The organism is Streptomyces sp. NPDC059679 (assembly GCF_042734105.1).
Taxonomy (GTDB): domain Bacteria; phylum Actinomycetota; class Actinomycetes; order Streptomycetales; family Streptomycetaceae; genus Streptomyces.
In genome coordinates this window covers 1-20,415 of the sequence record NZ_JBHWES010000081.1, presented here as the reverse complement: position 1 = coordinate 20,415, position 20,415 = coordinate 1, and the positions used below count along the sequence as shown (strand labels likewise).

General features: G+C 68.1%; 19 protein-coding genes. 11 read left to right on the top strand and 8 right to left on the bottom strand.

Annotation, left to right across the window (positions count from 1 at the left end):
• Positions 1-8 precede the first annotated feature (8 nt).
• From ACFV2X_RS47970 to ACFV2X_RS47935, 8 genes are all read left to right on the top strand, one after another.
• Positions 9-260: a hypothetical protein gene (locus ACFV2X_RS47970; RefSeq protein ID WP_385628818.1), complete on the top strand. Its 252-nt coding sequence runs from the start codon at positions 9-11 to the stop codon at positions 258-260.
• A complete protein-coding gene (locus ACFV2X_RS47965) occupies positions 257-475 on the top strand; it encodes a hypothetical protein (RefSeq protein WP_385628816.1) in 219 nt (72 codons plus the stop codon). The genes ACFV2X_RS47970 and ACFV2X_RS47965 overlap by 4 nt, the downstream gene beginning before the upstream one ends.
• A gap of 127 nt (positions 476-602) precedes the next feature.
• Entirely contained in the window at positions 603-1,403 is an 801-nt protein-coding gene (gene dapF, locus ACFV2X_RS47960) for a diaminopimelate epimerase (RefSeq protein WP_385628814.1), read from the top strand.
• A complete protein-coding gene (locus ACFV2X_RS47955) occupies positions 1,400-2,479 on the top strand; it encodes a D-alanine--D-alanine ligase (RefSeq protein ID WP_385628811.1) in 1,080 nt (359 codons plus the stop codon). The genes dapF and ACFV2X_RS47955 overlap by 4 nt, the downstream gene beginning before the upstream one ends.
• Positions 2,480-2,491: 12 nt before the next feature.
• A complete protein-coding gene (locus ACFV2X_RS47950) occupies positions 2,492-3,043 on the top strand; it encodes a hypothetical protein (protein WP_385628808.1) in 552 nt (183 codons plus the stop codon).
• A 98-nt stretch (positions 3,044-3,141) separates the two neighbouring features.
• Positions 3,142-4,524 carry a UDP-N-acetylmuramoyl-tripeptide--D-alanyl-D-alanine ligase gene (gene murF, locus ACFV2X_RS47945; protein WP_385628805.1) on the top strand — a complete coding sequence of 461 codons (1,383 nt, stop codon included), beginning with the start codon at positions 3,142-3,144 and terminating at the stop codon, positions 4,522-4,524.
• Positions 4,525-4,530: 6 nt separating this feature from the next.
• Positions 4,531-5,394 carry a phosphotransferase enzyme family protein gene (locus ACFV2X_RS47940; RefSeq protein WP_385628803.1) on the top strand — a complete coding sequence of 288 codons (864 nt, stop codon included), beginning with the start codon at positions 4,531-4,533 and terminating at the stop codon, positions 5,392-5,394.
• Positions 5,395-5,594: 200 nt separating this feature from the next.
• Positions 5,595-6,050: a hypothetical protein gene (locus tag ACFV2X_RS47935; RefSeq protein WP_385628800.1), complete on the top strand. Its 456-nt coding sequence runs from the start codon at positions 5,595-5,597 to the stop codon at positions 6,048-6,050.
• 176 nt (positions 6,051-6,226) lie between these two features.
• Here the strand turns inward: ACFV2X_RS47935 and ACFV2X_RS47930 are convergent, their stop codons facing one another.
• From ACFV2X_RS47930 to ACFV2X_RS47905, 6 genes are all read right to left on the bottom strand, one after another.
• A complete protein-coding gene (locus ACFV2X_RS47930) occupies positions 6,227-7,258 on the bottom strand; it encodes an NlpC/P60 family protein (protein ID WP_385628798.1) in 1,032 nt (343 codons plus the stop codon).
• Complete coding sequence (locus tag ACFV2X_RS47925; RefSeq protein ID WP_385628796.1) at positions 7,259-7,792, bottom strand: hypothetical protein; 534 nt, start codon at positions 7,790-7,792, stop codon at positions 7,259-7,261.
• Positions 7,785-10,466 carry a hypothetical protein gene (locus ACFV2X_RS47920; protein ID WP_385628793.1) on the bottom strand — a complete coding sequence of 894 codons (2,682 nt, stop codon included), beginning with the start codon at positions 10,464-10,466 and terminating at the stop codon, positions 7,785-7,787. The genes ACFV2X_RS47925 and ACFV2X_RS47920 overlap by 8 nt, the downstream gene beginning before the upstream one ends.
• The gene (locus tag ACFV2X_RS47915; protein WP_385628790.1) at positions 10,463-13,171 is read right to left on the bottom strand and encodes an ATP-binding protein; all 2,709 of its coding nucleotides are present in this window, start codon (positions 13,169-13,171) and stop codon (positions 10,463-10,465) included. Before ACFV2X_RS47915 ends, ACFV2X_RS47920 begins: the two co-directional genes overlap by 4 nt.
• Positions 13,172-13,243: 72 nt before the next feature.
• Positions 13,244-13,609, bottom strand: coding sequence for a hypothetical protein (locus tag ACFV2X_RS47910; protein ID WP_385628787.1), 366 nt, complete (start codon positions 13,607-13,609; stop codon positions 13,244-13,246).
• A 3-nt stretch (positions 13,610-13,612) separates the two neighbouring features.
• Positions 13,613-13,993: a hypothetical protein gene (locus ACFV2X_RS47905; RefSeq protein ID WP_385628785.1), complete on the bottom strand. Its 381-nt coding sequence runs from the start codon at positions 13,991-13,993 to the stop codon at positions 13,613-13,615.
• Positions 13,994-14,217: 224 nt separating this feature from the next.
• Between ACFV2X_RS47905 and ACFV2X_RS47900 the strand changes: the two genes are divergently transcribed.
• From ACFV2X_RS47900 to ACFV2X_RS47890, 3 genes are all read left to right on the top strand, one after another.
• Positions 14,218-14,997 (top strand): ParA family protein, encoded by a 780-nt coding sequence (locus ACFV2X_RS47900; RefSeq protein WP_385628782.1) that lies wholly within the window; start codon positions 14,218-14,220, stop codon positions 14,995-14,997.
• Positions 14,994-15,764, top strand: coding sequence for a hypothetical protein (locus tag ACFV2X_RS47895; protein WP_385628780.1), 771 nt, complete (start codon positions 14,994-14,996; stop codon positions 15,762-15,764). The genes ACFV2X_RS47900 and ACFV2X_RS47895 overlap by 4 nt, the downstream gene beginning before the upstream one ends.
• A 197-nt stretch (positions 15,765-15,961) precedes the next feature.
• Positions 15,962-17,908 (top strand): FtsK/SpoIIIE domain-containing protein, encoded by a 1,947-nt coding sequence (locus ACFV2X_RS47890; protein ID WP_385628778.1) that lies wholly within the window; start codon positions 15,962-15,964, stop codon positions 17,906-17,908.
• An 82-nt stretch (positions 17,909-17,990) separates the two neighbouring features.
• On the opposite strand, the gene ACFV2X_RS47885 is transcribed toward ACFV2X_RS47890, so the two are convergent.
• Both ACFV2X_RS47885 and ACFV2X_RS47880 read right to left on the bottom strand, forming a co-directional pair.
• Complete coding sequence (locus ACFV2X_RS47885; RefSeq protein WP_385628776.1) at positions 17,991-18,605, bottom strand: hypothetical protein; 615 nt, start codon at positions 18,603-18,605, stop codon at positions 17,991-17,993.
• 145 nt (positions 18,606-18,750) lie between these two features.
• Positions 18,751-19,929, bottom strand: a complete 1,179-nt coding sequence (locus ACFV2X_RS47880; protein ID WP_385628773.1) for a DUF2637 domain-containing protein — start codon at positions 19,927-19,929, stop codon at positions 18,751-18,753.
• Positions 19,930-20,415: the final 486 nt, after the last annotated feature.

The window sequence follows — 20,415 nt, the reverse complement described above, 5'->3', positions numbered from 1 at the left end:
GGTAGCGCGTGGCAGATACCACCACCGAATGGGACACCGGTCACGAGCTCTTGCGGAGAGCCGTCAAGCACCAGCCGACCGGCCGTACCGGAACCGTCGGCGGTGTCCTGATCACCCGGGCCAGGGGCGGCTCCATCGTTTCCCGCACTGCCCACGTCCGTCCTGAGGACGGTTCCGGATGGGAGTGGACCGCACCCGCGGCCGAGCTCCACATCACCGCGCCGATCAGCCCGGCCACACACCCGAGGACAACGACATGAGCGGCCGTCACGCACATCGGCCCGCCGAGGGCCGGGCAATCACCGTTCTTGGCATCCTCGGCATCATGCCGCCCGTGCTCATCGTGGGCCCTCAGCTCGTCGACGCCCACGCCGAGCCCGCGCGTCCTGGGGCCAGTCGGCCCGACGCCACGCCCAAGACGCTGCACCAGGAACAGACGCACACGTGCCGCTGCGCGCCCCGCACGGCCCTCTGACCGCCCTGCGGCGGGATGACCAATGTGCTTTGCCCCCCTCGGCCGCCGTGCTGCGGCGCCCCTCGTGGGCCGGCCGTACGGCTCGGTGTGCCCTGCCCTGCACCCGCCCCGGAAGAGAGGCCCTGACGTGCAGTTCCGAAAGCTCCACGGAGCCGGCAACGACTTCGTGTTACTCACCGATGCCGGGCCGTCCCGCGACTGGCGAACGGAGGCGCCGCGGCTGTGCGAGCGGCGTACCGGTGTCGGCGCTGACGGCCTGGTGTTGAGCACGCTGGTCGACAAGGACCCGGCCCCCGTGCTGGAAGTGATCGTCATCAACGCGGACGGCTCGTTGGCGTCCATGTGCGGCAACGCGCTGCGCTGCGTCGCCTGGGCGGCCGCCGTCGACCACGGGTTCACCGCTATGACGCTGATGATGGCCGGCGTCTCCCATGAGGCGACCGTGAACGGGAACCACGTCTCGGTCACCGCGGAGGCCGGCGAGGTGGAGCCGGAACGGGTCGAGACCTGGTGGCAGGAAACGCGGCTGCGCTTCGACGCCGTGAACACGGGCACCGAACACGTGGTCGCCCTGGTGGACGACGTGGACGCCGTCGACGTCGAACGGCTCGGCCCGCTGGTGCGCTATCACGACGCGTTCGCCCCGGTCGGGACGAACGTGAACTTCGTCCACCCGGTGGGCCCGCACGCGGTGCGCATCCGCACCTATGAGCGCGGGGTGGAGGCCGAGACGCTGTCGTGCGGCTCGGGGGCGGTGGCCGCGGCGGTGATCGCGTCCCGTCGCGGGGTGGTCGCCCCGGGGCCGGTGACCGTGCACAACCGGGCTGGCACGCCGCTGTTCGTCACCCCCAACGGCGAGCGGCCCGGGTCGTACTGGGTCGCCGGCCCCGTCGTCATGTCCTTCCGCGGAGAGCTGGAGTTGCTGTGACCACGACGTTCATCGACGCTGGCGACCGCGAAACGGTGGCCCGGGAGATCACGACCCTGCGCGAGTGGGACGCCCGGGGCCTGCGGGTGGTGCTGGCGTACGGCGGCCTGTCGGCCGAGGACCGGTTGTACCTCGACAAGAGCCCCGTAGAGCAGTTGTCCGTGACCGCGCTGCGCGAGTCCTTGGCCGGCCTGGGCGCTGAGGTGCGGGTGGTGGACCCGTGCGCGCCCGGGTTCGTCACGCACCTGGCCGGGGCCGGGGTGGTGCTGTCCAACCTGCACGGTCCGTTCGGCGAGGACGGCCGGCTTCAAGGGCTCCTTGACTTCCTGCGGGTACCGTACTGCGGCAGCAGCGTGGCGGCGTGCTCGCTGGCCGCCGACAAGATCCTGTGCAAGGAGTACATGCGCGGGCTCGGGGTGCCCACCCCGGCATGGCGGGAGTGGACGGGCGGGCCGGCCCTCGACTGGGACGGCCCGGTGATGGTCAAGCCGCCGCTTGGCGGGTCCAGCGTCGGCATGAGCCTGGTGGACGACCCCGGCGACTTCTCCCGCGCGCTCGCGGAGGCAGCGGAGATTGACCCGTCCCCGTCCCCCCGGGTCCTGGTGGAACAGATCGTCACGGGCATGCCGGTGACGATCGGCATGCTGGAGCTGCCCGGCGGCGTGGTCGTCTTCCCGCCGCTGGCGACCGAGGTCCGCGGCGGGCAGTGGTACGACGCGGAATCCAAGCTCGACGCGGCCGGCGAGGGCATGGTGTCGGTGTCCGCGCCGGAGTTGCCGGCGGAGACGGTCACGACGCTGACGGCGCATGCCCGCACCATGTGGGAGCGGCTGGGCTGCCGCGGCATGGCCCGGATGGATTTCATGGTGGAACCGGACGGGAAGGCCTTCGCGCTGGAAGTCAACCCGACGCCGGGCATGTCGGTGGGCTCGAACTTCGCCGCCGGCGCCGAATTCGTCGGGGTCAGCCACGTGGACGTGGTGCGGGCCGTTCTGCGCGAGGCGGTCACCCGGCGCACATACGATGTGCCTCTGAGCCCCGATCCGCTGCTCACCGCCGCGGTGAGCGAGCGCTAGGAGTCTGCCCGCATGCCGTGTCTGCACCCCGTCCCGATGTGCCGTCAGCTCATCGCCCCACAGGAGTGGGAGCGCGACGGGGGCGCCGAACTCGGCGACCGGATCGAGTGGTCCAACCGGGCCTGCGGCATGGCGGACCTGCGGATGATCCTGCTCGCCTACGGCAAGCCGGCGCCGACCGTGACTCAGCTGGTGCGGCTCGGCGTCGACCACGGGGCGCACACCGAACGGGGCTGGCTGCATGCGGGCCTGGCCGAGATCGCCGAACAGCTCGGCGTCCCGGGCCGCGCGGAGCCGGTGCCGGCCGGCGAACTCCTCGACCGGCTGACGGTGGCGCCGCTGATCGTCTCCGTCACCGAGAAGTTCCCCGAGGACGGGCGCCGCGGTGGTCACCTCGTCGTCGTCCGCGGCTTCACCGACCCTGGGCCAGCCGACGACGCGGGCGGGCCGGAGGTCTTCATCCGCGACCCGTCCGCGTGGGGCCAGGAACACGATCGCGTGCCCCTGGGCAGGCTGGCGGCCTCCTACACAGGACGGGCCATCACCTTCCCCGCCCTGCACTGATCCGCCTCCGCTGAACGGCCGGGCCGTACGGCCCGGCCGTACGGCACCCCCTTGCCCTCTCCAGCCTCGTCCCCCCTTCATCCCTCTGAGGAGATCCGTTGATTCCCCTGACCTTGCAGGAGATCGCCGACGCCACCAGCGGCCGCGTGGCCGGCGCGGACCCGGGCACGCTCGTGTCGGGCCCGCTGTCCTTCGACTCCCGGAACGTCCACCCTGGCGGCCTGTTCGCCGCCCTGCCCGGCACCCGCACCGATGGCCACGACTTCGCCGCGGCCGCCGTGGCGGACGGCGCCGTTGCCGTGCTCGCGTCCTCGCCGGTCACGGTGCCGGCCGTCTACGTCCAGGACGTGACCGCCGCGCTCGGCGACATCGCCCGCGCGGTCGCCGACCGGTACACCGGCCTCGTGCTGGCGCTGACCGGCTCGGCCGGCAAGACCAGCACGAAAGACCTGCTGCTGCCGGTCCTCCAGCTCGCCGGGCCCACCGTCGCCAACGTGAAGTCCTTCAACAACGAGATCGGGTTCCCCTCGACCGTGGCGCGCGCCGAGGAGAGCACGCGGTACCTGGTCCTCGAAATGGGCGCCCGCGGAAAGGGGCACATCACCTACCTGACCGGCATCGCCCGGCCCCGCATCAGTGCGGTGCTCAACGTGGGCACCGCCCACCTGGGCGAGTTCGGCAGCCGCGAGGGCATCGCCGAGGCGAAAGCGGAGATCGTGGCGGCGCTGCCTCCGGCCAGCGAGGGCGGCGTGGCGGTCCTCAACGGCGACGATCCGTTGGTGCGGGCCATGGCCGGCAAGACGGCGGCCAAGGTGCTGTTCTTCGGCACCGGGCCCACCTGCGATGTTCGCGCCGAGGACATCACCCTGAGCGGCGCCGGCCGCCTCTCCTTCACCCTTCATGCCGGCGGTAAGTCCGCGGTGGTCAGCCCCGACGTGTTCGGCGGCCACCACGTCACTAACGCCCTGGCGGCCGCCGCCCTCGCCCTGGCGGCCGGCGTGCCCTTCGAGACGGTGGCGCGGGGGCTGGACGGGGCCCGGATCGTCTCCGGCGCACGGATGGAGGTCACCGACCGGCCCGACGGGGTGACCGTCGTCAACGACGCGTTCAACGCCTCCCCGGAGGCGACGCGGGCCGCGCTGGACAGCCTCGCGCACCTCGCCGGCGGCCGGCCCGTCGTCGCGGTCCTGGGCGAGATGATGGAGCTGGGCGACCGGGCCGAGGAGATCCACCGGAACATGGGCAAGCTCGCCGCGGCCCGCGGCGTCGACCGGCTGATCACCGTGGGCGGCCCGAACGCGGCAGCCATGGCAGCCGCCGCCCGCGAGGCGGGCATGAGCGAGGTGGAACACGTCGCCGACCGCGCGGGCGTGCTCCCACTCCTCGACGGCTTGCCCCCCAAAGCGGTGGTCCTGGTCAAGGGCGCCCACTCCCTCGCCCTGGACGAGATCGCCGCGACCCTCACCACCTCCCGGAAGTGATGCGCCGTGGAGACTTCGGAAGTCCTCGCCCTCGCCCAACAGGCGTGCCGGCAGGTCCGATTACCAGCCGACACAATCGAACCGATCCGGCTGCGCGACAACCTGATGCTGCGCGCCACCGGGGGGACGGTGATCCGGATTCACCCGCCCGGCACGTACGACGTCGCCGTGCGCGAGCTGCGGGTGGCGGACTGGCTGCGCTCGCACCGTATCCCCACGGCCGAACCGCTGGTGCCCGACCCGGTCACCAGCGGAGGCCGACCAGTGACCTTCTGGGAAGACCTGGGAGAGCAGGTACCGGCCGAGCCGGCGCACACCGCCCGCGCGCTGCGGCGGCTGCACTCCACCCGCGTCCCCTCTCACCTCGCGCTGCCCCGCTTCACCCTGCCTGACTACCCCAAGCGCATCCGGGAGGCCCAGACCGACGCCGATTCTCGGCGGTGGCTCACCCGGCACGCCGAACGGCTCGTCACCCGCTGGGAGGCGGTGCAGTGGCCGGACGAGTGGTGCGTGATCCACGCCGACCCGAGCCCGCACAACACGATGCGCACCGCTGAGGGCACGTACCTGGTGGACCTGGAAGGGGTCGCGATCGGGCCGCGCCAATGGGACCTGGCCACCATCGCGTTCCAAAGCGACACCCTGGCCGAACCGCCGGCCTACTGGGAGGAGTTCCGCGACGCCTACGGCACGGACGTAACGGCCTGGGACGGCTACGCCCTCATCCGCGATATCCGTTCCCTGGGGCTCGCGCTGTTCGCGCTGCGGCACGCGGACACCAGCGACCACGCCCGATCGCAAGCGGACTACCGGTTGGCCTGCCTGATGGGCCAGCACGGCGAACGCCCCTGGAAGTGGGTCGCGCCGTAGCTTCCGGCACGGCCCCCAACCGCAGGATGCCCCCGGCGCGATCGACGCCGGGGGCATCCTGTTGTAAAGGACTGGTTTGGGGCCAGTACCAGATGAGGCTCGATCGGGTGAGTGTTCGGTCGTAATGCTCTGCCATGGCATGCGGACGTCTACGGTCGCCAATGAGCAGTTTCTGTCCGAGTGTTGAGGGAGGAGTTCTCATGGGCCGTCATAAGCCTGACAAGCCGCGTCGACCGCGTCCGGAGGAGGCGCATGCTCATCGTGGCTGGAGTCTGGACGACGCGCCGCAGCCTGGTGGTTGGCAGGCGGATAGCAAGCTGTTCGAGGACGTTACCGGTGCGGCCTTCGAGGGCTGCGCATCCTGTCAAGATGCGGCGCTGACGCTGTTGGTCGAGGACGCGGTGACCACGGCCCGGCTGGTGGAACTGGCGTGTGGGGCCATCATCAACGTGGAGGGGGACATGCCAGCCTCCCAGGTCGATCCCGACGCGCCCGGCGGGGCAAGCCCGGAGTTCCGGCGCCTGGCCCGTGCAGGACTGGGCAAGACGACCGACGGCATGTATCGAGAGTGCGCACAGATGAACGCCACCGAACGGCGGGCAGCTGCGAACACCGCCCTCGACACCCTCGTGGGCTACGCCGCAATGCGCAGCTAGGTGTGGTGGTCGGGAAGCTGAAGTGCAAATGTTCATGCACCCCCTGCATTGACATTAGTCATGCAGGGGGTGTCGTCCGGGACGGGGGAACCGGACCACCAGCGGCCCACCGGTCTACTGCGACGGGCCCCGGCCGGTTGGCCGGGGCCCGTCGCACTTCTGCGGGGGAGGGTTTCTCAGGCGAGTCTGCCGAGCGAGGAGGTGGGCAGACGTCCGAACTTCATCGTCTCGGTGTCCGGGTTGTATTTGCGGACGCGGACGTCCAGGCCGGTGCGGGGTGCCTCTACGGCCATGCCTGGAGTGACCACGATCAGGACGTGTGCCGGACCCGGGGCGCCGGCCTGCTTGTCCATCTCGGTGAAGATCAGGTCTCCCGGTTTCTCTTCGCCGCGCCGGACCGGGGTGGCGATGTCGTACATCTGCTGCGAGGTCCGGACTTTGAGCTGATAGCCGGCCTGCCTCCAGCCGTAGACGATCAGGCCCGAGCAGTCGAACGAGTCGGGGCCGGTCGCCCCCCACTCGTACGGCTTGCCGACCTGCTGCAGCATGGCGCGCAGGGCGGTCTGGGTGGCCCCTGAGGGAGTGTCGGTCACGGCGGTGCAGCCGGTGGTGTCGACCTGGGTGGCTCCGTCGGTGCTGCCCGCGAGGCCGGCCACGATCTGCACGGCCCGCGTCTCGTGTTTTGCGTAGGCGTCGGGGAAGCCGCTGCGCTCGACGGCCTGGGCGGCGTCGTTGATGCTCATCGCCTCCCAGCCTCGGACCCGGACGAGATGCTGGTAGAACGTGCGGGCTGCGTACTGCGGGTCCATGATCTGTGACCGGGTGCCCCAGCCCTGGGAGGGGCGCATTTGGAACAGGCCCAGAGAGTCGCGGTCTCCGTGTCCCAGGTTCTGCAGTCCCGACTCCTGCAGGGCGGCGGCGATGGCCACGATCTGCCCGCGCAGCGGGACGCGCAGTTTCTGCCCCACCCCTATGATCACCTGCGCGTTTCTGATCTGGTCGCTTTTGAGGCCGGTGGTCCCGTCGCCGTCGCCGACCGGGACGTCGGCGACGGGACAGCTGACGCCGGCCATGGGGGCGGACGCGGCACTCATGGTCAGGCTGCCGAGCATGACCACGGCCAGGGCTCCGGCGCCGACGGTGGCCGCCGCGGCAGCGGCGGCTATCCGTCGACGGACCGGAGAGGCCGTCATCACCAGCGCGGGCATCTACTCCACCGCCTGCGCACCGGGCTGGATGTCCCGGACCAGCCACTGGTCCCCGGCCCACAGCAGCTCGACCGTCACGGCCCCGGCGTCGGTGCTCACCGCGGCCGAGGTGAGCGAACCACCGCCGGTGTCGGTGACCTTTGCCGCGCCCGCCCTGGTCGCGTCAATCCGGTCGGGGTCCGTGGACTGCAGCCTGGCCAGCAGCCGGGGCGTGGTGTACGGCTGCAGAGCCTGCAGCCACTTCTCCGGCTCCTGGTGGGAGGCCCAGATATCGACGAACGTGCGCGCGGTGTCCAGGGCTACGGAGACGTCGGGCGAGGCGGCCGGCGACGGGGAGGGGCTGGACGAAGGGCTCGCAGCCTTGCTCGGCTCGGCGTTGGAGCCGGACGTGACCTTGTGCGACGCGCCTCCCTTCTCCTGGCCGTCGAAGGAAGAGACCAGCACGAGCAGGAGGATGCCTGCGGCGATGACGCTGACGAGCCGCAAGGGGCTGTAGAGAGGCCACCGCAGCACGGTGCGGAGGGTGTCACGCATCGTCGTTCCTCCAGTCGGTGCGCTCTGGTGTGCTGTTGGTGGCGCTCTCGTCGCGGTGGACGTCGTAGCTGTTGTTGCTGGGGCTGTAGACCACGAACACGCGCTGCCCGCCCTCCTGGATCTCGGGCGCGACGAACGGCATCGGGCGGTCGCCCTCGTGTGCGGGCTCGCTGCGGGCCGGCGGGACCGAACCGCTCGGGAGAGCGGGCCTCGATGGCGTGCCCGCAATGGCCTGCTGAGCGGATTGTTCGGCGGCCGCGCGCCGCCGCTCCTGCTCCCTGAGAAGGGTCGCTTGGCGGACGATGTCGGCGAAGACCGGCTCGTCTGGTGCCTCAGCGGTGCGAGGGGTGGCGCCAGTGCCGGTCGGCCCGCCCGGACCGCGGTGGTGCCCCGGTCCGCCCGGAACGGGATGGTACGGAGTGCCGATCGGTCCGCCCAGACCGGTCGTCGGCGTGTCTGTGTCAGGGCTCGGGCTCGTCGGCGTGCTGGTGGGGATGAAGATCTCGTCAGGGTTGGGGGCCGTCGCCTGGCGGGGGTCGAAGGGCGGCCAGGACTGCGAGCCGTCCCAATGCGCCTGCCCGCTGCCCCAGTGGTCGAATTCGCCGCGTGGTGCTGCCGGACCGGGCTCGTACGGGCGCTCCTCCTGCCAGGGCTCGTCTTCTCCCCGCCGGATCTCGCGCCGGGTGATCTCCCCTGCCTCCGGGTCCAGTTCGGGCTCCAGCTCGTCGTCGACCTGCTGGCCCCTGCGCCCCCTGCCGTTGACCACCTTGCCGATCTGGCGCGCGTTCCAGCGGCCCTTCGCGTAGCCAAGCACCGCGCCGCCGGCGAAGGCCTTCCCGCGCGAGACGACGCCGACCCCGTCGCCGAACCAGCTCCGATTGGGGCTGGCCATCGAGGAGATTTTGCGCAGCGGTTTGCTGATGGCCCACAGGATGAAGAACATGATCCACAGCAGGACGACCGCGAACCATTCCGGGATGTGGCTCTTCTCGCTGAGCAGTACCCGTGTTTCGAGGGTGTTCACAGACCCGGCGAGCACGAAAAGCGGTGCGTTGACTGCGGCTGCCACACCGGATTTCGCGAGAGTGCGCACCGTGCCGCTCATGCGCTTGTGAATGGCGAGCGGGGCAATGGCGGGCAGAAAGACAATGATCATCTTGAGGATGAGCCGTGCGCAGATGATCACGATCGAGGACATGAAACTGAAAAGGTTTGAAGGGATTGCACCGAGCGCGGTGGTGAAAGCGGTCCCGATACGGCCCTCTTGGCCTGTCAGATGCCGGTAGGCATCTGGGTCCTTCTCCTTGATTTCGGCGGCGATCTTCTGCCACTGCCGCTGCTTGGCCTCGATGACGATGTTCCGCTCTTTCTGCGGCAGCTTCGACTCGGCCCAGTTCAGCGCCTGCGCGTCCAGGAGTCGCATTCCGTACTTCTTGGCCGTAGCGGAGTCGGCACTGCCGAAATTTCCGCGCAGCCAGTTGTCGTAGAGAATCGACCCGGTCAGGAGATTGCCCTGGCTGGTCGCGGGGTCGGCATCCTTCTTGTCGTCATCGTCGCCGGCCACGGCCTGCTGGATCTGCCCGACCGTCTGCGTGATGGCGGTGTCTGTCAGCTGGCCGGCCTTCTCGGGGTAGTTGGTGAGCACCGAGGTGACGGACATGACGAGCAGGGCCCAGGCGATGGCCTGCACGGCGTCGGGCAGGTTGCGGCGTCGGGCGCTGTAGACGATGCCCAGGCCGAGGATGAGCACGGAGATGCCGATCCACGGCCGGTAGACCGCATCCCGAGCCGCGCGTGTGCCCTCGCCGAAAGCGTCGTCGAGCTTGCTCATGTAGCCGGGCCCGGTGGCCTCCTGCTGGAGCCGGACAGACAGGCTCGTCCACCATTTCGAGCTGTCGAGCAGCCAGTTAGCCAGCATGTTCTGGAATCCCGCTCCGGCGCTTTCAGCGATCCCGGAGATTCCGGAGCAGGAGAGGTCATAGGTGTGCCACTCCAAACCGGCCATCCCGTACTGCTCGTAGATGTGTGCGCGTGCCTTGGCTTTCGCGGGGTCGAGCGGCACCGGGATTTCTTTCGGTGTTTCGGATGTCCAGGCCTCGCTGCTGCTTCCAGGCATGGCGGGAATCGGCGGGCTCTTGCAGTCGGCGCCTCCCAGAATGTTCCCGGTACCGGCCTCGCAGAGTTCCTTGGTCGAGCCGCTGAGCAGGGCGCAGGCATCCTTTTTGCCTTTACCGCAGGTGTCCCTGGCCGGGCCCTTGATCAGGTCGCAGTTTCCTTGTTTGCAGTTCTCTTTGACCTGGCCGAGGAGCTTGTCACAGTCATCCGACCCGCTGGGATCGTCGCAGAGCTCCTTGTACTGACCTTCGAGCGTGCAGTCGTCCGACTTGCTGTTCTCTTCACAGAGGTCTTTCAGTTGACCGTCGAGATTGGAGCAGCCGTCTGCGCGGCCGGTTCCGTTGCCGGTCTTCTCGCAGTTCTCCTTCAGGGTTCCGTGGAGGAAGTCGCAGTTCTTCTCTTTCTTGTCTGTCTGTGACGAGCCGGGCTTGTCCGGGTCATCGGCGAAGGCGGGGCCGGCCTGCGGGCCGAGCAGGAAACCGCCGATGACCGCGAGGATGACCGCCAGGTACCACGCCCGTCGGCGAGTGCCGCCCTGAGTACGTGTGTGCAGCTTCATCGCACGGCCCCCTCATCGCCGTTGACCAGGTCGAGTACCTCGCTGTGCGTCCACGGGTTGTCCGTCTGGCGGGGCCCGTTGGCGCGCTGGGCGTGGGGATTGGCCGTGGTGTTGAGGGCGGCCAGCAGGGCCGGGCGGTGCTGCAGGTCCACGGTGATCTTCTCGATACCGCCGTCGCCGTCAGCGAAGATGAATTCCCGGTCGCCGCGCCGGTCGTCGGATCCGCGGGCGCGCTGGGAGAGGTTGGCGAGGATGTCCTCGTAGCCGTTGCCGGGCTCGATCCGGATCATCTCCAGCGCCGCGCGCTGGGCCTCGTCGCCGATCGTCCGGCCGACGAAGGCGCTGTCGATCCAGTTGCCCAGATCCGCGGTGAGCACGTCGGCGGCGTCCTGGGTGGCGTACATGGCCCTGGCGTTGTGCTTGCGCGAGTCCCGGCCGGTCTTCTTCAGCAGGGCGCGTCCGGAAGAGACGCTCAGCAGGGCCCATGCCTCGTCGAGGAAGAGGCCCTTGCGGTCGGCCATGTCGCGGCCGTAGATGCTGCGCTGCGCGTACCAGCCCGCGAGGTAGAGCAGCGGCATCGAGTACTGCTCTTCCAATGTCCATTCCGAGGCCGGCACGCCGGTGGTGGGCAGGCTCAGCCCCCTCAGCGACATGACCACCAGGCGGTGATGGGCGCTCAGGTACTGGTCGTCGCCCCCGTCGGCGGCCGGGAAAATGAGCTGTCCCTGGGGCATGGCGGCCGCGCCCTCCAGGAGCTCGGCCAGGTGCTGCGCGTGCTCGGACAGGGAGCCGCCGAGCGCGCGCAATGCCTTGATGATCGCGTGCGGCGAGGAGTGGACGGAGGCGTCCGCCCGGTGCGAGGCCATCAGGAGTGCCTTGTTGGTGGCCTCGGAGGTGCGCAGTGCCTCGGGCAGCAGTCCGCGCAGCACATCGACCGCCAGCGTGCGCCGCTGCGCCTGGGCTGCCTGCAGGGCGCTGCGGTAGGCGTCGTCTGCCTCGGCCTGCGGGTTGGGCTTGTCCCGGAAGGCGGGGAGGCTGGGCGCGTAGTGTTCCGGTCGCGGGTCCGGGATGACCCGGTAGGGGCACAGCGTGCCCGGCTCCGCGCTCATCAGGTTGATCTCTTTGGCGAACGGGCGCAGCTCGGGCAGTTGGCACAGCCGGGTCAGCGGGCCGGACGGGTCGAGCACGGTGAACGGGGCGCCCATGCGCACGCTGTCATAGATGATCTTGCCTGCGAGGGTGGACTTACCGCCGCCGAGCGTCGAGACGATCGGGGTCAGGCCAGAGCCCTCGCGGACTTCCATGCTGCGCCAGGGGTGCCACATGACGGCTCGGCGGCTCGCTCCGGAGGTGTAGCCGAGGTTGGAGCCGCTTCGGTCGCCGACGAGCGCGGAGGCCGCGGGGAGGGCGCCGGCCACCGTGATGACCGGAAGACGGCGCTTGAACGCGTCGTTCGCCAGGGGCTCGCACGGGATGAACTCGCGTGCGAGCCGGTACTGGTCGGCGGAGTGGACCACGCGGACCTGCGGTTTGTAGATCTTCTGCACGCGCTTGACGCGGTCGCGGACCTGCTCGGGCGAGGTTCCTGCGACGGCGATGCGGTACCACCCGAGGGTGCGTGTGGCGATGCCCGCGAACCCCTCGCTCTTGATCTCGTCCTCGATCTCCAGGCCGAGCTGCCGCTGTCGGGCGAGCTGCTGCGGGATGTCGACCTGGTGCTCGGCGTGGTGCTTGACCTGGAAGTGGATCTGGGCGAGCTTGTCGCGCGTTTCCTTGCCCACCTCGTCGCCGTCGCGGACATCGATCGTTGCCGAGACCTCGTAGGGAAACCGCAGCCGGTCCAGCCGCTGCAGCCACGGGCCGTGGCCGGATTCGGGGATCGGCGTCAGGGACATCCGGCCGAGGGTGAGTACGGAGACATACCGCGTGGCGCGCTGTCCCTCGCGCTGCCCGCTGACCTCGATGTGCGGCGAGTAGGGCTCGGGGGAGGCCCATTCGGTGCTGGTGGTGTGCTCGGCCAGGTCCTCGGTGTGCCACTGGGCGTCCGGCTGCGGCGGGACGTCGACCGGGGCGGGCAGGCCGAGGCCGATGGACCGGGCCAGCAGCCAGTCCATGTCGGCCCGGGTGGCCTGCCGGGCCGACATGCCCCAGGCCGTCATCGTGCCGTCGATCTCCTGCAAGTCCCGGGTCAGAGCCTCGAGTTCATGCTGTCCCGCAGCCAGGAGCCGGTGGGTCTGGCGGCCGAGGCCGGACAGGCGCCCGACCGTGACCCCGTAGTAGACCACCTTGTCATCCAGCGGCATCGAGCCGACCTTCAGCTGCTCCTCGTAGAGGTAGCGGTCCCAGCCGGGCAGCGGCTCGACGGCCGAGGAGTGCAGGGCCTCGGCCCAGCGGGCGACCGGGTACGGGCGGTGGGTGATGCGCAGGTGCACGCGGCGGCCGGCGAGCTCGGCCAGGCGCTGGGCGTGCGCGCGCAGCAGTCCGTTGCGGTCGCCGTCGGAGAGGAATGACCAGCGCTGCGGGGAGGCCACGTACCAGGCCGTGACGGTGCCGCGCTTGGAGATGGCCAGGTGGCCGATGATGTCCGTCAGCGCGATGCCGCTGTCGAACCGGGTGTCGGGGTCGGTCTTCTTGCTGGTGAGCAGCGAGAGCAGGCGGGTGGTCAGCCGCCGCTGCTCTTTGTCTTTCGGGTGGTGCTGGGTCACAACGTCCCCTTTTCGGTGTTGGGCAGGCGCGGCCTCGCGGTGGGCGGGGTCGCGCAGGGGGTGGTGGTGCGGTCAGCGGGTGCGACGGCCGGCGCGGCGGACACTGGTGAAGGTCAGCCGGGCGCGCCTGGCGCCACTGGTGCGGGGGCGCGGGGCGCTCACCTCGTGCCAGAAGGCGACGGTCACGGCTTTTGCGCCGCGCTCGTGGTCGACGTGGTCCATGATCTTGATCGTCGTCCAGATGGTGAACAGCAGCCCGTAGACGGCGTTCCAGCCGCTGAGGAAGCCCACCGCGATTTCCAGGGTCAGGACGAGCGCGTAGATGGCTGCGCCGATGCCGTAGGCCCGGTATCGGACGCGCCACGGCAGGGTCTGGTGGGAGGGCCCGAGGAAGACGTCGTCGACCGCGTACACCTCGTCGTCGGTGTGCATGTGCATGGCCTACCGGTCCTCGTCCTTGGGGTCGGTCCAGATCCAGCCGCCGAGGTATTCGCCGATGTTGAAGCCCGAGCCGGACAGGCCCATGACGGCCAGGCCCATCAGTGCGATGCCGCCGATCGTCACGGCGCCGGGCATGTCCTTCTTCCGTGCGCTGATGACGATGACCAGGCCGATGAAGAGCAGGACCACCTGCAGGGCGTCCTGCCGGATGAACTTGGCCAGGCCGCCGGTGCCGAACTCGGCCAGCAGCACACCACCGCCGGCCGCGTGGAATCGCGTGACCGTCGCTGTCTGGAGCCGTTGCAGAGGACGGGAGCGCTCAAGGTTCGCCGTGGCACGCAGGCGTGCGTGCAGCTTCGGCAGGTTCGTACGGAAGTGCATGATCGCCTCTCAGTGTTGGTCTTGTGTCACATACAAGTCGCGTGCGACTTACGGGACATGGACAATCAGCATAGGCCGTGAAAGTCCCTTTGCGTACCTCGATTACGTGTGTCCGTAGGCGGACGGTGCTGGTCACGACCGCAGCCCTAGCATGTCTTGTGCAACTTCATGAGGGCCCGGAAAGCAACGGGGGTCGAGAAGGCGATGGCGATATGTGGCTAGGTGTGGGCAAGGGCAAGGGTGGCGCGGGATGCACCGTGGGGGTACTGGAGCTGGCCTACGCCGCCACCCAGCGGCGCCGTGGACGGCGCAGGCGACGAGTGGCGGTCATCGACCTTGACCCCCAAGGCGACGCCACCGCCGTACTGGAACCGGCCTCGCGCCGTCGCGGCATCAAAGACGCCCTGACACCACATCAGCCACTGCCACTATCCGAAGTCCTCGTTCCGACAGCATGGGAAGGCGTTCTTGTAGCACCGGCAGACCGCTATCTCGCCAATAGAGAATCCGACCTCACCGTGCATGCCATGGCCACGCTGCTCCGGGCCCGGAAATCCGGAGAGTTGGACGAACTCGTTGACGACGTGGTTATCGACCTGCCCCGGAATATCGGCAAGTTGGCGACCGCGGGACTGCTGGGAATCGAGCATCTTTTCATTACCTCGCGGGCCACGGTGTGGGCCGCACAAGGCGCGGAAGAAATGCGCTACACCGCCGAGCGCATCAGAGAAAAAAGAAACCCGGACCTGAAAATACCGGGCATCATAGTTGCGGAATACGACGAATCCCGGGACTCGCGAAGGGTCCTGGAATCGATGCAATCGAACTTCTCGAAGTTCGGAATCCCGGTATTCGACCCCGTGCCACGGCGCGTCCGCGTACGCGAGGCCATCGAGAGCTATCACACCCCGTGCCGTGATTTTGGCGCCCCGGAACTAGAAGAGGTTGCCGATATGTATCAGAGCTTCTACGACCACGTGCTCACACAGGAGGGCGCGCGATGACGAGCCGGAAAAAGGACAGCGAGCAGTCGGCCGGGCGCGCCGGAAAAAGGGTGCGTCAAACACCGGCCCAAATCGTGGAGCGCGTCGAGCCCGACCCTGTCGATGTCGTCCTGGGCGACACGACACCGACCGCGACGACACCCGCTGTCGCCGACCGCGACAGCGACAGCGGCGGCAGCGACACCGTGCCCCGACAGGCGACAGGCGACACGACGACAGGCGACAGCAACGGCGACAGGCGACAGCGACACGCCCCGCGACATGACGACATGGCGACAGGCGACAGCGGAGCCCATGACGCGACATCGGCGACAAGCGACAAGACGACGACACCCGACAAGAAGGGAGAGACAGGGGATGGCGACATGACGCCACCGGGAGCGACAGCCGCGCCCCGACGCCCGCGCAAGACCGGGAGGAAGGCGCACGAGCCTGCGGCCGCCGAGGAGCCGGAGCAGGAGACGAAGGAATCGGTACGGGGCCACACCTTCTCTCTCCCGCCCTCACTGGTGGCGCGGCTGCGCGCTGCGCAGTGGCACACGCAGCTGAAGCCGGACGGCTACCACAACGTCTCGGAACTCGTGCGGGCCGTCCTGACCAACGAGGTTGAGCGGCTGGAGGCCACCCACAACCGGGGCAAGCCGTTCCCGGCGGTCGGCCGGCTGCGGACTGGCCCCAGCCCGGCCGGGGCGATGCGGGGCGCCGAGCTCCGCCGTGAGCGGCGTGAGCAGCGCGAGAAGGAGGCTGACAACGGCGGCGGAGAGTAACGAAAAATCCCGCCTCGATGGGCGGGTAGTGGGAGGGACGCTGAGTCCTCGGATTCTCCTTCGTGCGATTCAGTCTCAGCGTACCCCCACTGTCAAGCCCAGAGAGAAGGGGCGCGCCATCACCCCAGGTCACATAGGAAGGAAGCACCATGGCACCACCCCACCCCAGCGTGGAGTCGCCTGACAGGTCCCCAGCCGTGACCGCGGCTGCGTACGCCGTTGGCCTGGGCATCATCGCCTACGCCGCCGCCGGCCTGCTCCGCAAGCCCGAACTGCGCATCCCCCTCATCGCCGCGGCCGTCGGCCTGGCCCTCCTCGGCGCGCTCGCCGAAGCCTTGCACCGCAGGCGCACCCGCCCCGTACGCGAGCTCACAGCCGCGCTCGCGCCCCTCCTCCGCGCGGAACCCACCCGGGACATGGTCAAGGTGAAGGAGCGCCACCACGGGACCCCGACCCGCCTCGTGATCACGTACCCGCCGACCTTCGACGAGCAAGACGAGCAAGCACGCACGAAGATCCGCGAGACCATCGCGACACGGCTGGGCGGAACCGTCGAGGCGACATGGCGCCCCCCGAAGCGACAGATCCTGTGTCGCGTTGATGTGTCGTCGAGAACGACAGACATCGTCGACCGTGACCCGGCCTCGTTCGCCGAGGCGACAGACGACACCATCGTGCAGAGGCACCTGCGCGCCCGTACGACAGATGTCGTGCAAGCGATCATGGGCGCGTCGGCGAATGTCATCCATGTCGAGTTCGACGGCGACACCCCGACACGGGTTGACGTCCGCTACGCGACAACGTCACGCGACCTGTCGGCGAACTTCCGACACCGCGTCACCATGCAACTCGACAACAAACTTCCCGGACAATGGCGCGATAACTGGGATTTCCAAAACGACCTGGTCTCATTCCAGCTGCGCCCGCCATTCCCCACCAACGTCCGCTATCCGATTCTGCACGAGCTCGAAAAGTACGAACTGCCTTATGCAGTTACCGAAAGCCAGCAGATCGAATCGTGGAAGCTCGGCAGCAAGAATCCGCACTGCCTGGTGGTCGGCCCGACCGGAAGCGGCAAGACAGTCTTTATCCGCAACCTCGTCGTAGCTGCCCGGGTCTTGGGTGTGCCGGTCGTCCTGTGCGACCCGAAGATGACCGAATTCCTCGACTTCGAGGACCTGGACGGCGTCACCGTTCTCACAGATCCCGAAGACATCGCTTTGGCGATCACGCGCACGCATGACGAAATGATGAGCCGCTACGACGCCATCAGGCGGCGCCTGGCCCGCAAAGGCAGTTTCAACAGGATCCTTTTCGTCCTCGATGAGTTCTACATCTTCAAGGAGGCCATCCAAGAGATTTGGGACGAGATGCGGGCAACGAACAAGAAACTCAAGGGCCGTGAGCACCCCTGCATGCGTCTGTGGAGGAAACTGGTCGTCCTCGCGCGCACGGCAGGAATCCATCTGGTGCTGGGAATCCAGCGCCCCGACGCCGAGTTCCTGACCGGCCTGGCCCGCGACAGTTTCGGGATGAGGGTCAGCCTGGACCGTGCCACCCCGCAGATGGCACAGATGATGTGGGGCGACTCGCGGATGGGTACCGACCTGCCGAACATCCAAGGACGCGCGGTGGCCACCACGTCGAACGGCATCCAGTACGTCCAGGTGCTGCGGCTGCTGACACCGGCCGACGAGGACGCCTTCGACGCTGAGGACGCCGCCGTGTGGAGTCAGCTGGTACGCCGGATGACACAGGACGCGGAGACATTCGCCAACAACCCGCTGGGCTTCCTCGGGACTCTCGGCAGCACACCGCCAGCGGGAGGCCTGCCGAGGCCGGCCCGGAGCGCGCTGGTCGAGGCGCTGTCAGCGGAGGAGGAGCCTGCGGCCGGCATGGAGTCGCTCGGCGGCCACGATGCGGACCTGGAGCCTGCAGGCGTGTACGAGCTGGAGCCCGGCCAGTGGGTGCAACTCGACATTGACGGCGTCCACATCACCGGAACGATCGACGACCTGCACTTCGAGGAGGACGAGGACGGCGAGTGGGTCGACGTCGACTACACCGCCGAGGACGGGACGGCCGACACCGTGCGCCTGGGCGTGGAACACGAAGTCCTGCGCAAGGTTCCCGCGGCTGTCTGAACGCCTGGCGCGGCCGAGGGCTGCGCAGAGACAGGTGGGGGGCGTGCGCCAGTGCATCCGGCGTACGCCCCCCACGCACGTGTCAGGCTTCTTGAGGGGCCGTGTGTTGCCGGGACTCACGGAAGCGCTCGTGCGCTGACTGCTTGGTCGTCCCAAGAGGGCGCGCGATTTCCTCCCAGGAGTAGTCGGCTCGGGCCGCGCGGACAGCCGTCTCCTGCCAGCGTTCGGCGTGGGCTCGGAGCAGGGTGGCGGCGTAGATGGCGATGAGAGGGCGGGTGTCGTCGAGTTCGTCTGGTCGGGCAGGCGGCATAGCCATACCGAGGAGCGTCTCCTCCAAGTCGTCAAACAGAGCTTGGATTCGGGGTGGGAGGGTTCGCGACAGGCTGACCTCGGCGTGGTGATACCACTGCTTACGCAAGCTTTCCTCGGCAGCGGGAGGATCTGTGAAGTCGGCCCGCTGACGAGGCCCCCGCCAGCCGCACAGGCAGATAGCCCTGATGCCCACCGCCAGCGGCCGGTCGTGTGCACCGTCGTACTTAAGGCTCCACGCCCAGCACCCTTCTGCTTCTTGCATGTCCTCCCACGTGTCCCGGGGCGCATCCGTCCCGTCCGGCAGGACGGCGACCACGAATCCCTCGTGGTCCGATTCATCGTCTTGGTGAATCCAGCCCATGTTCGTCCCTTTGCTCTCGATCACCGTGGCCACGTTCGGCCGTCAGGGTTCCCTGACAAGGGTAATGGCGTCAGGGAACCCTGACGCTTTGGTTGCATAAAGTTCTGACGGTGTGTAGCAGTAGGCCCCCGGCGCGAGCGCCGGGGGCCTACTGCTATCCGGGGTTGATTTATGCGATGACCTCCGGGGAAATGATTCCGTCTCGCACCATCTTTTTGACGTAGCGTTGGACGCTGCGGGGGCCTACCGGAACCCGATCGTCCTCGGCTACCCGCTGCCCGCTGACTCGTTCGCCGAGGGCAACCAATTCGAGGACGACTTCGACAGCCTTGTCGTAGTTGGCTTGGGTGCGTCGGTCGGTCTCTTCTTCTTCCCGCTGTTCCCGCTGCTCCCGCTCCTCACGGGTCTCGACCGGTTGAGGGAATTCACTGTCCCATGTCGAGTTTTCGACAAGTGAATTCTCGGTGGTTCGATATGGCGCGTCGCCTTCCTCGGGCGTGGAGATGGCCTGTTCGCCGACCGGGAGAGCCTGCTGCTCTTCGGCGTTCTGCAGCTCGCGCCGTGCAGGCGCAGGCGTGAGGGTAGCGGCGAGCTCGCGGCGCGGGGAGGGGAGGGGCTGGCCCGGCTGTGCTGAACGAACCATCTCCGCAGTGAGCTCGCCGAGCCGCAGCGCGGCCTTCATGTCGAGCCGGGTCTTTCGGCGCCACCCGCGGCCGTACCTGTCGCGTAGGGCAGTGACGGCGTGGATGCGGTCGCGCTCCAGATTGAGGGCCTGGGCGTAACTGGTGACTTGCCACAACTTCATCCGACGCCATAGGAAGAAGGTGGGGAGAGGAGCGAGGAACCAGCGGGCCGCGGGGATGGGATCGGTTCGGGTGCCGTTCGCCTCACCGATTTTCGTTCGGTAGGCGTGCGCCACCACCTCGGTGAAGGCCACCCACAAGGCAGGCAGGGCGGCGTGAGCCACCTGGGCATCTACCTGGTCGGTGCTGGTGACGTTGAGGTAGATGGTGACCCCGGTCAGGACGTACGGGACCCATCGGACCCACGCCAGGCCCATGTTCAGCCGAATCAGCAGCAGGTAGGCCAGACCGAAAACTGGGATGGCAATGTCCACTGAGATCGGGACCAGTGACGGATGCTCGAAACCCTGCTCCGCCATGTGGCTTGTGACGTTGGAGTACGACGAGTACAGCCCGATGCCGCCAACGGCAAGCGCGCCCAGGCCCACGAGGACCACGAGGAACCATTCGAAGCGGTTGAGCGCCGGCGCCACCCACCGGGCCGGGGCTGCAGGCCCACCATCAGCGGAAGCAGTCTCTGCCGGCCTACGTGGTGTGCTGTCCATCCCTGTCTCTCCCCTTCCTGACGGCCTACTCAAGATCAGGCCCTTGTGCGTGCTCATGCTACCGCGTAAGTCGAACAAGTCTTATGAGACTTACCTGACTTCGAGAGAACAGTATCCGAGATTGATACTGAGTGCAAGCCCTGACACCCCAAATGCCTCGTCTCTCGAAATGAAGCCGACAGGGATTCAGATGCTGGCAATTCACCAAGAAATGGAGTACTCTGCGACTGAAATAAGTGAAGATTGATCGGAAAAGCAGCGATGCGGCTAAATAGGAATGCCCGATTGGGTGGACCTTAGGCGAGAATTAAAGGAGCGTCAAAGCGTTTCGAAATTCGATAAATTGACGCCACATCAATACCGATTGCCTCGCTTCGAGGGTATTTCACTTTTTGCCGAATTCGCGAAGCGAATTCAGGGGGTTTTGAAATCGGGACGCTTTAGCGTCCCGGGGGGTTTTTAAAAACGCGCGACGCGCGTTTTTAG

Excerpts from the sequence above, each read along its gene's own strand:
- ACFV2X_RS47925 (WP_385628796.1), bottom strand. The coding sequence starts at position 7,792 with ATGCGTGACACCCTCCGCACCGTGCTGCGGTGGCCTCTCTACAGCCCC.
- ACFV2X_RS47905 (WP_385628785.1), bottom strand. The coding sequence starts at position 13,993 with ATGCACTTCCGTACGAACCTGCCGAAGCTGCACGCACGCCTGCGTGCC.
- ACFV2X_RS47950 (WP_385628808.1), top strand. The coding sequence starts at position 2,492 with ATGCCGTGTCTGCACCCCGTCCCGATGTGCCGTCAGCTCATCGCCCCA.
- ACFV2X_RS47880 (WP_385628773.1), bottom strand. The coding sequence starts at position 19,929 with ATGGACAGCACACCACGTAGGCCGGCAGAGACTGCTTCCGCTGATGGT.
- ACFV2X_RS47895 (WP_385628780.1), top strand. The coding sequence starts at position 14,994 with ATGACGAGCCGGAAAAAGGACAGCGAGCAGTCGGCCGGGCGCGCCGGA.
- ACFV2X_RS47965 (WP_385628816.1), top strand. The coding sequence starts at position 257 with ATGAGCGGCCGTCACGCACATCGGCCCGCCGAGGGCCGGGCAATCACC.
- ACFV2X_RS47935 (WP_385628800.1), top strand. The coding sequence starts at position 5,595 with ATGGGCCGTCATAAGCCTGACAAGCCGCGTCGACCGCGTCCGGAGGAG.
- ACFV2X_RS47930 (WP_385628798.1), bottom strand. The coding sequence starts at position 7,258 with ATGCCCGCGCTGGTGATGACGGCCTCTCCGGTCCGTCGACGGATAGCC.
- ACFV2X_RS47920 (WP_385628793.1), bottom strand. The coding sequence starts at position 10,466 with ATGAAGCTGCACACACGTACTCAGGGCGGCACTCGCCGACGGGCGTGG.
- ACFV2X_RS47910 (WP_385628787.1), bottom strand. The coding sequence starts at position 13,609 with ATGCACATGCACACCGACGACGAGGTGTACGCGGTCGACGACGTCTTC.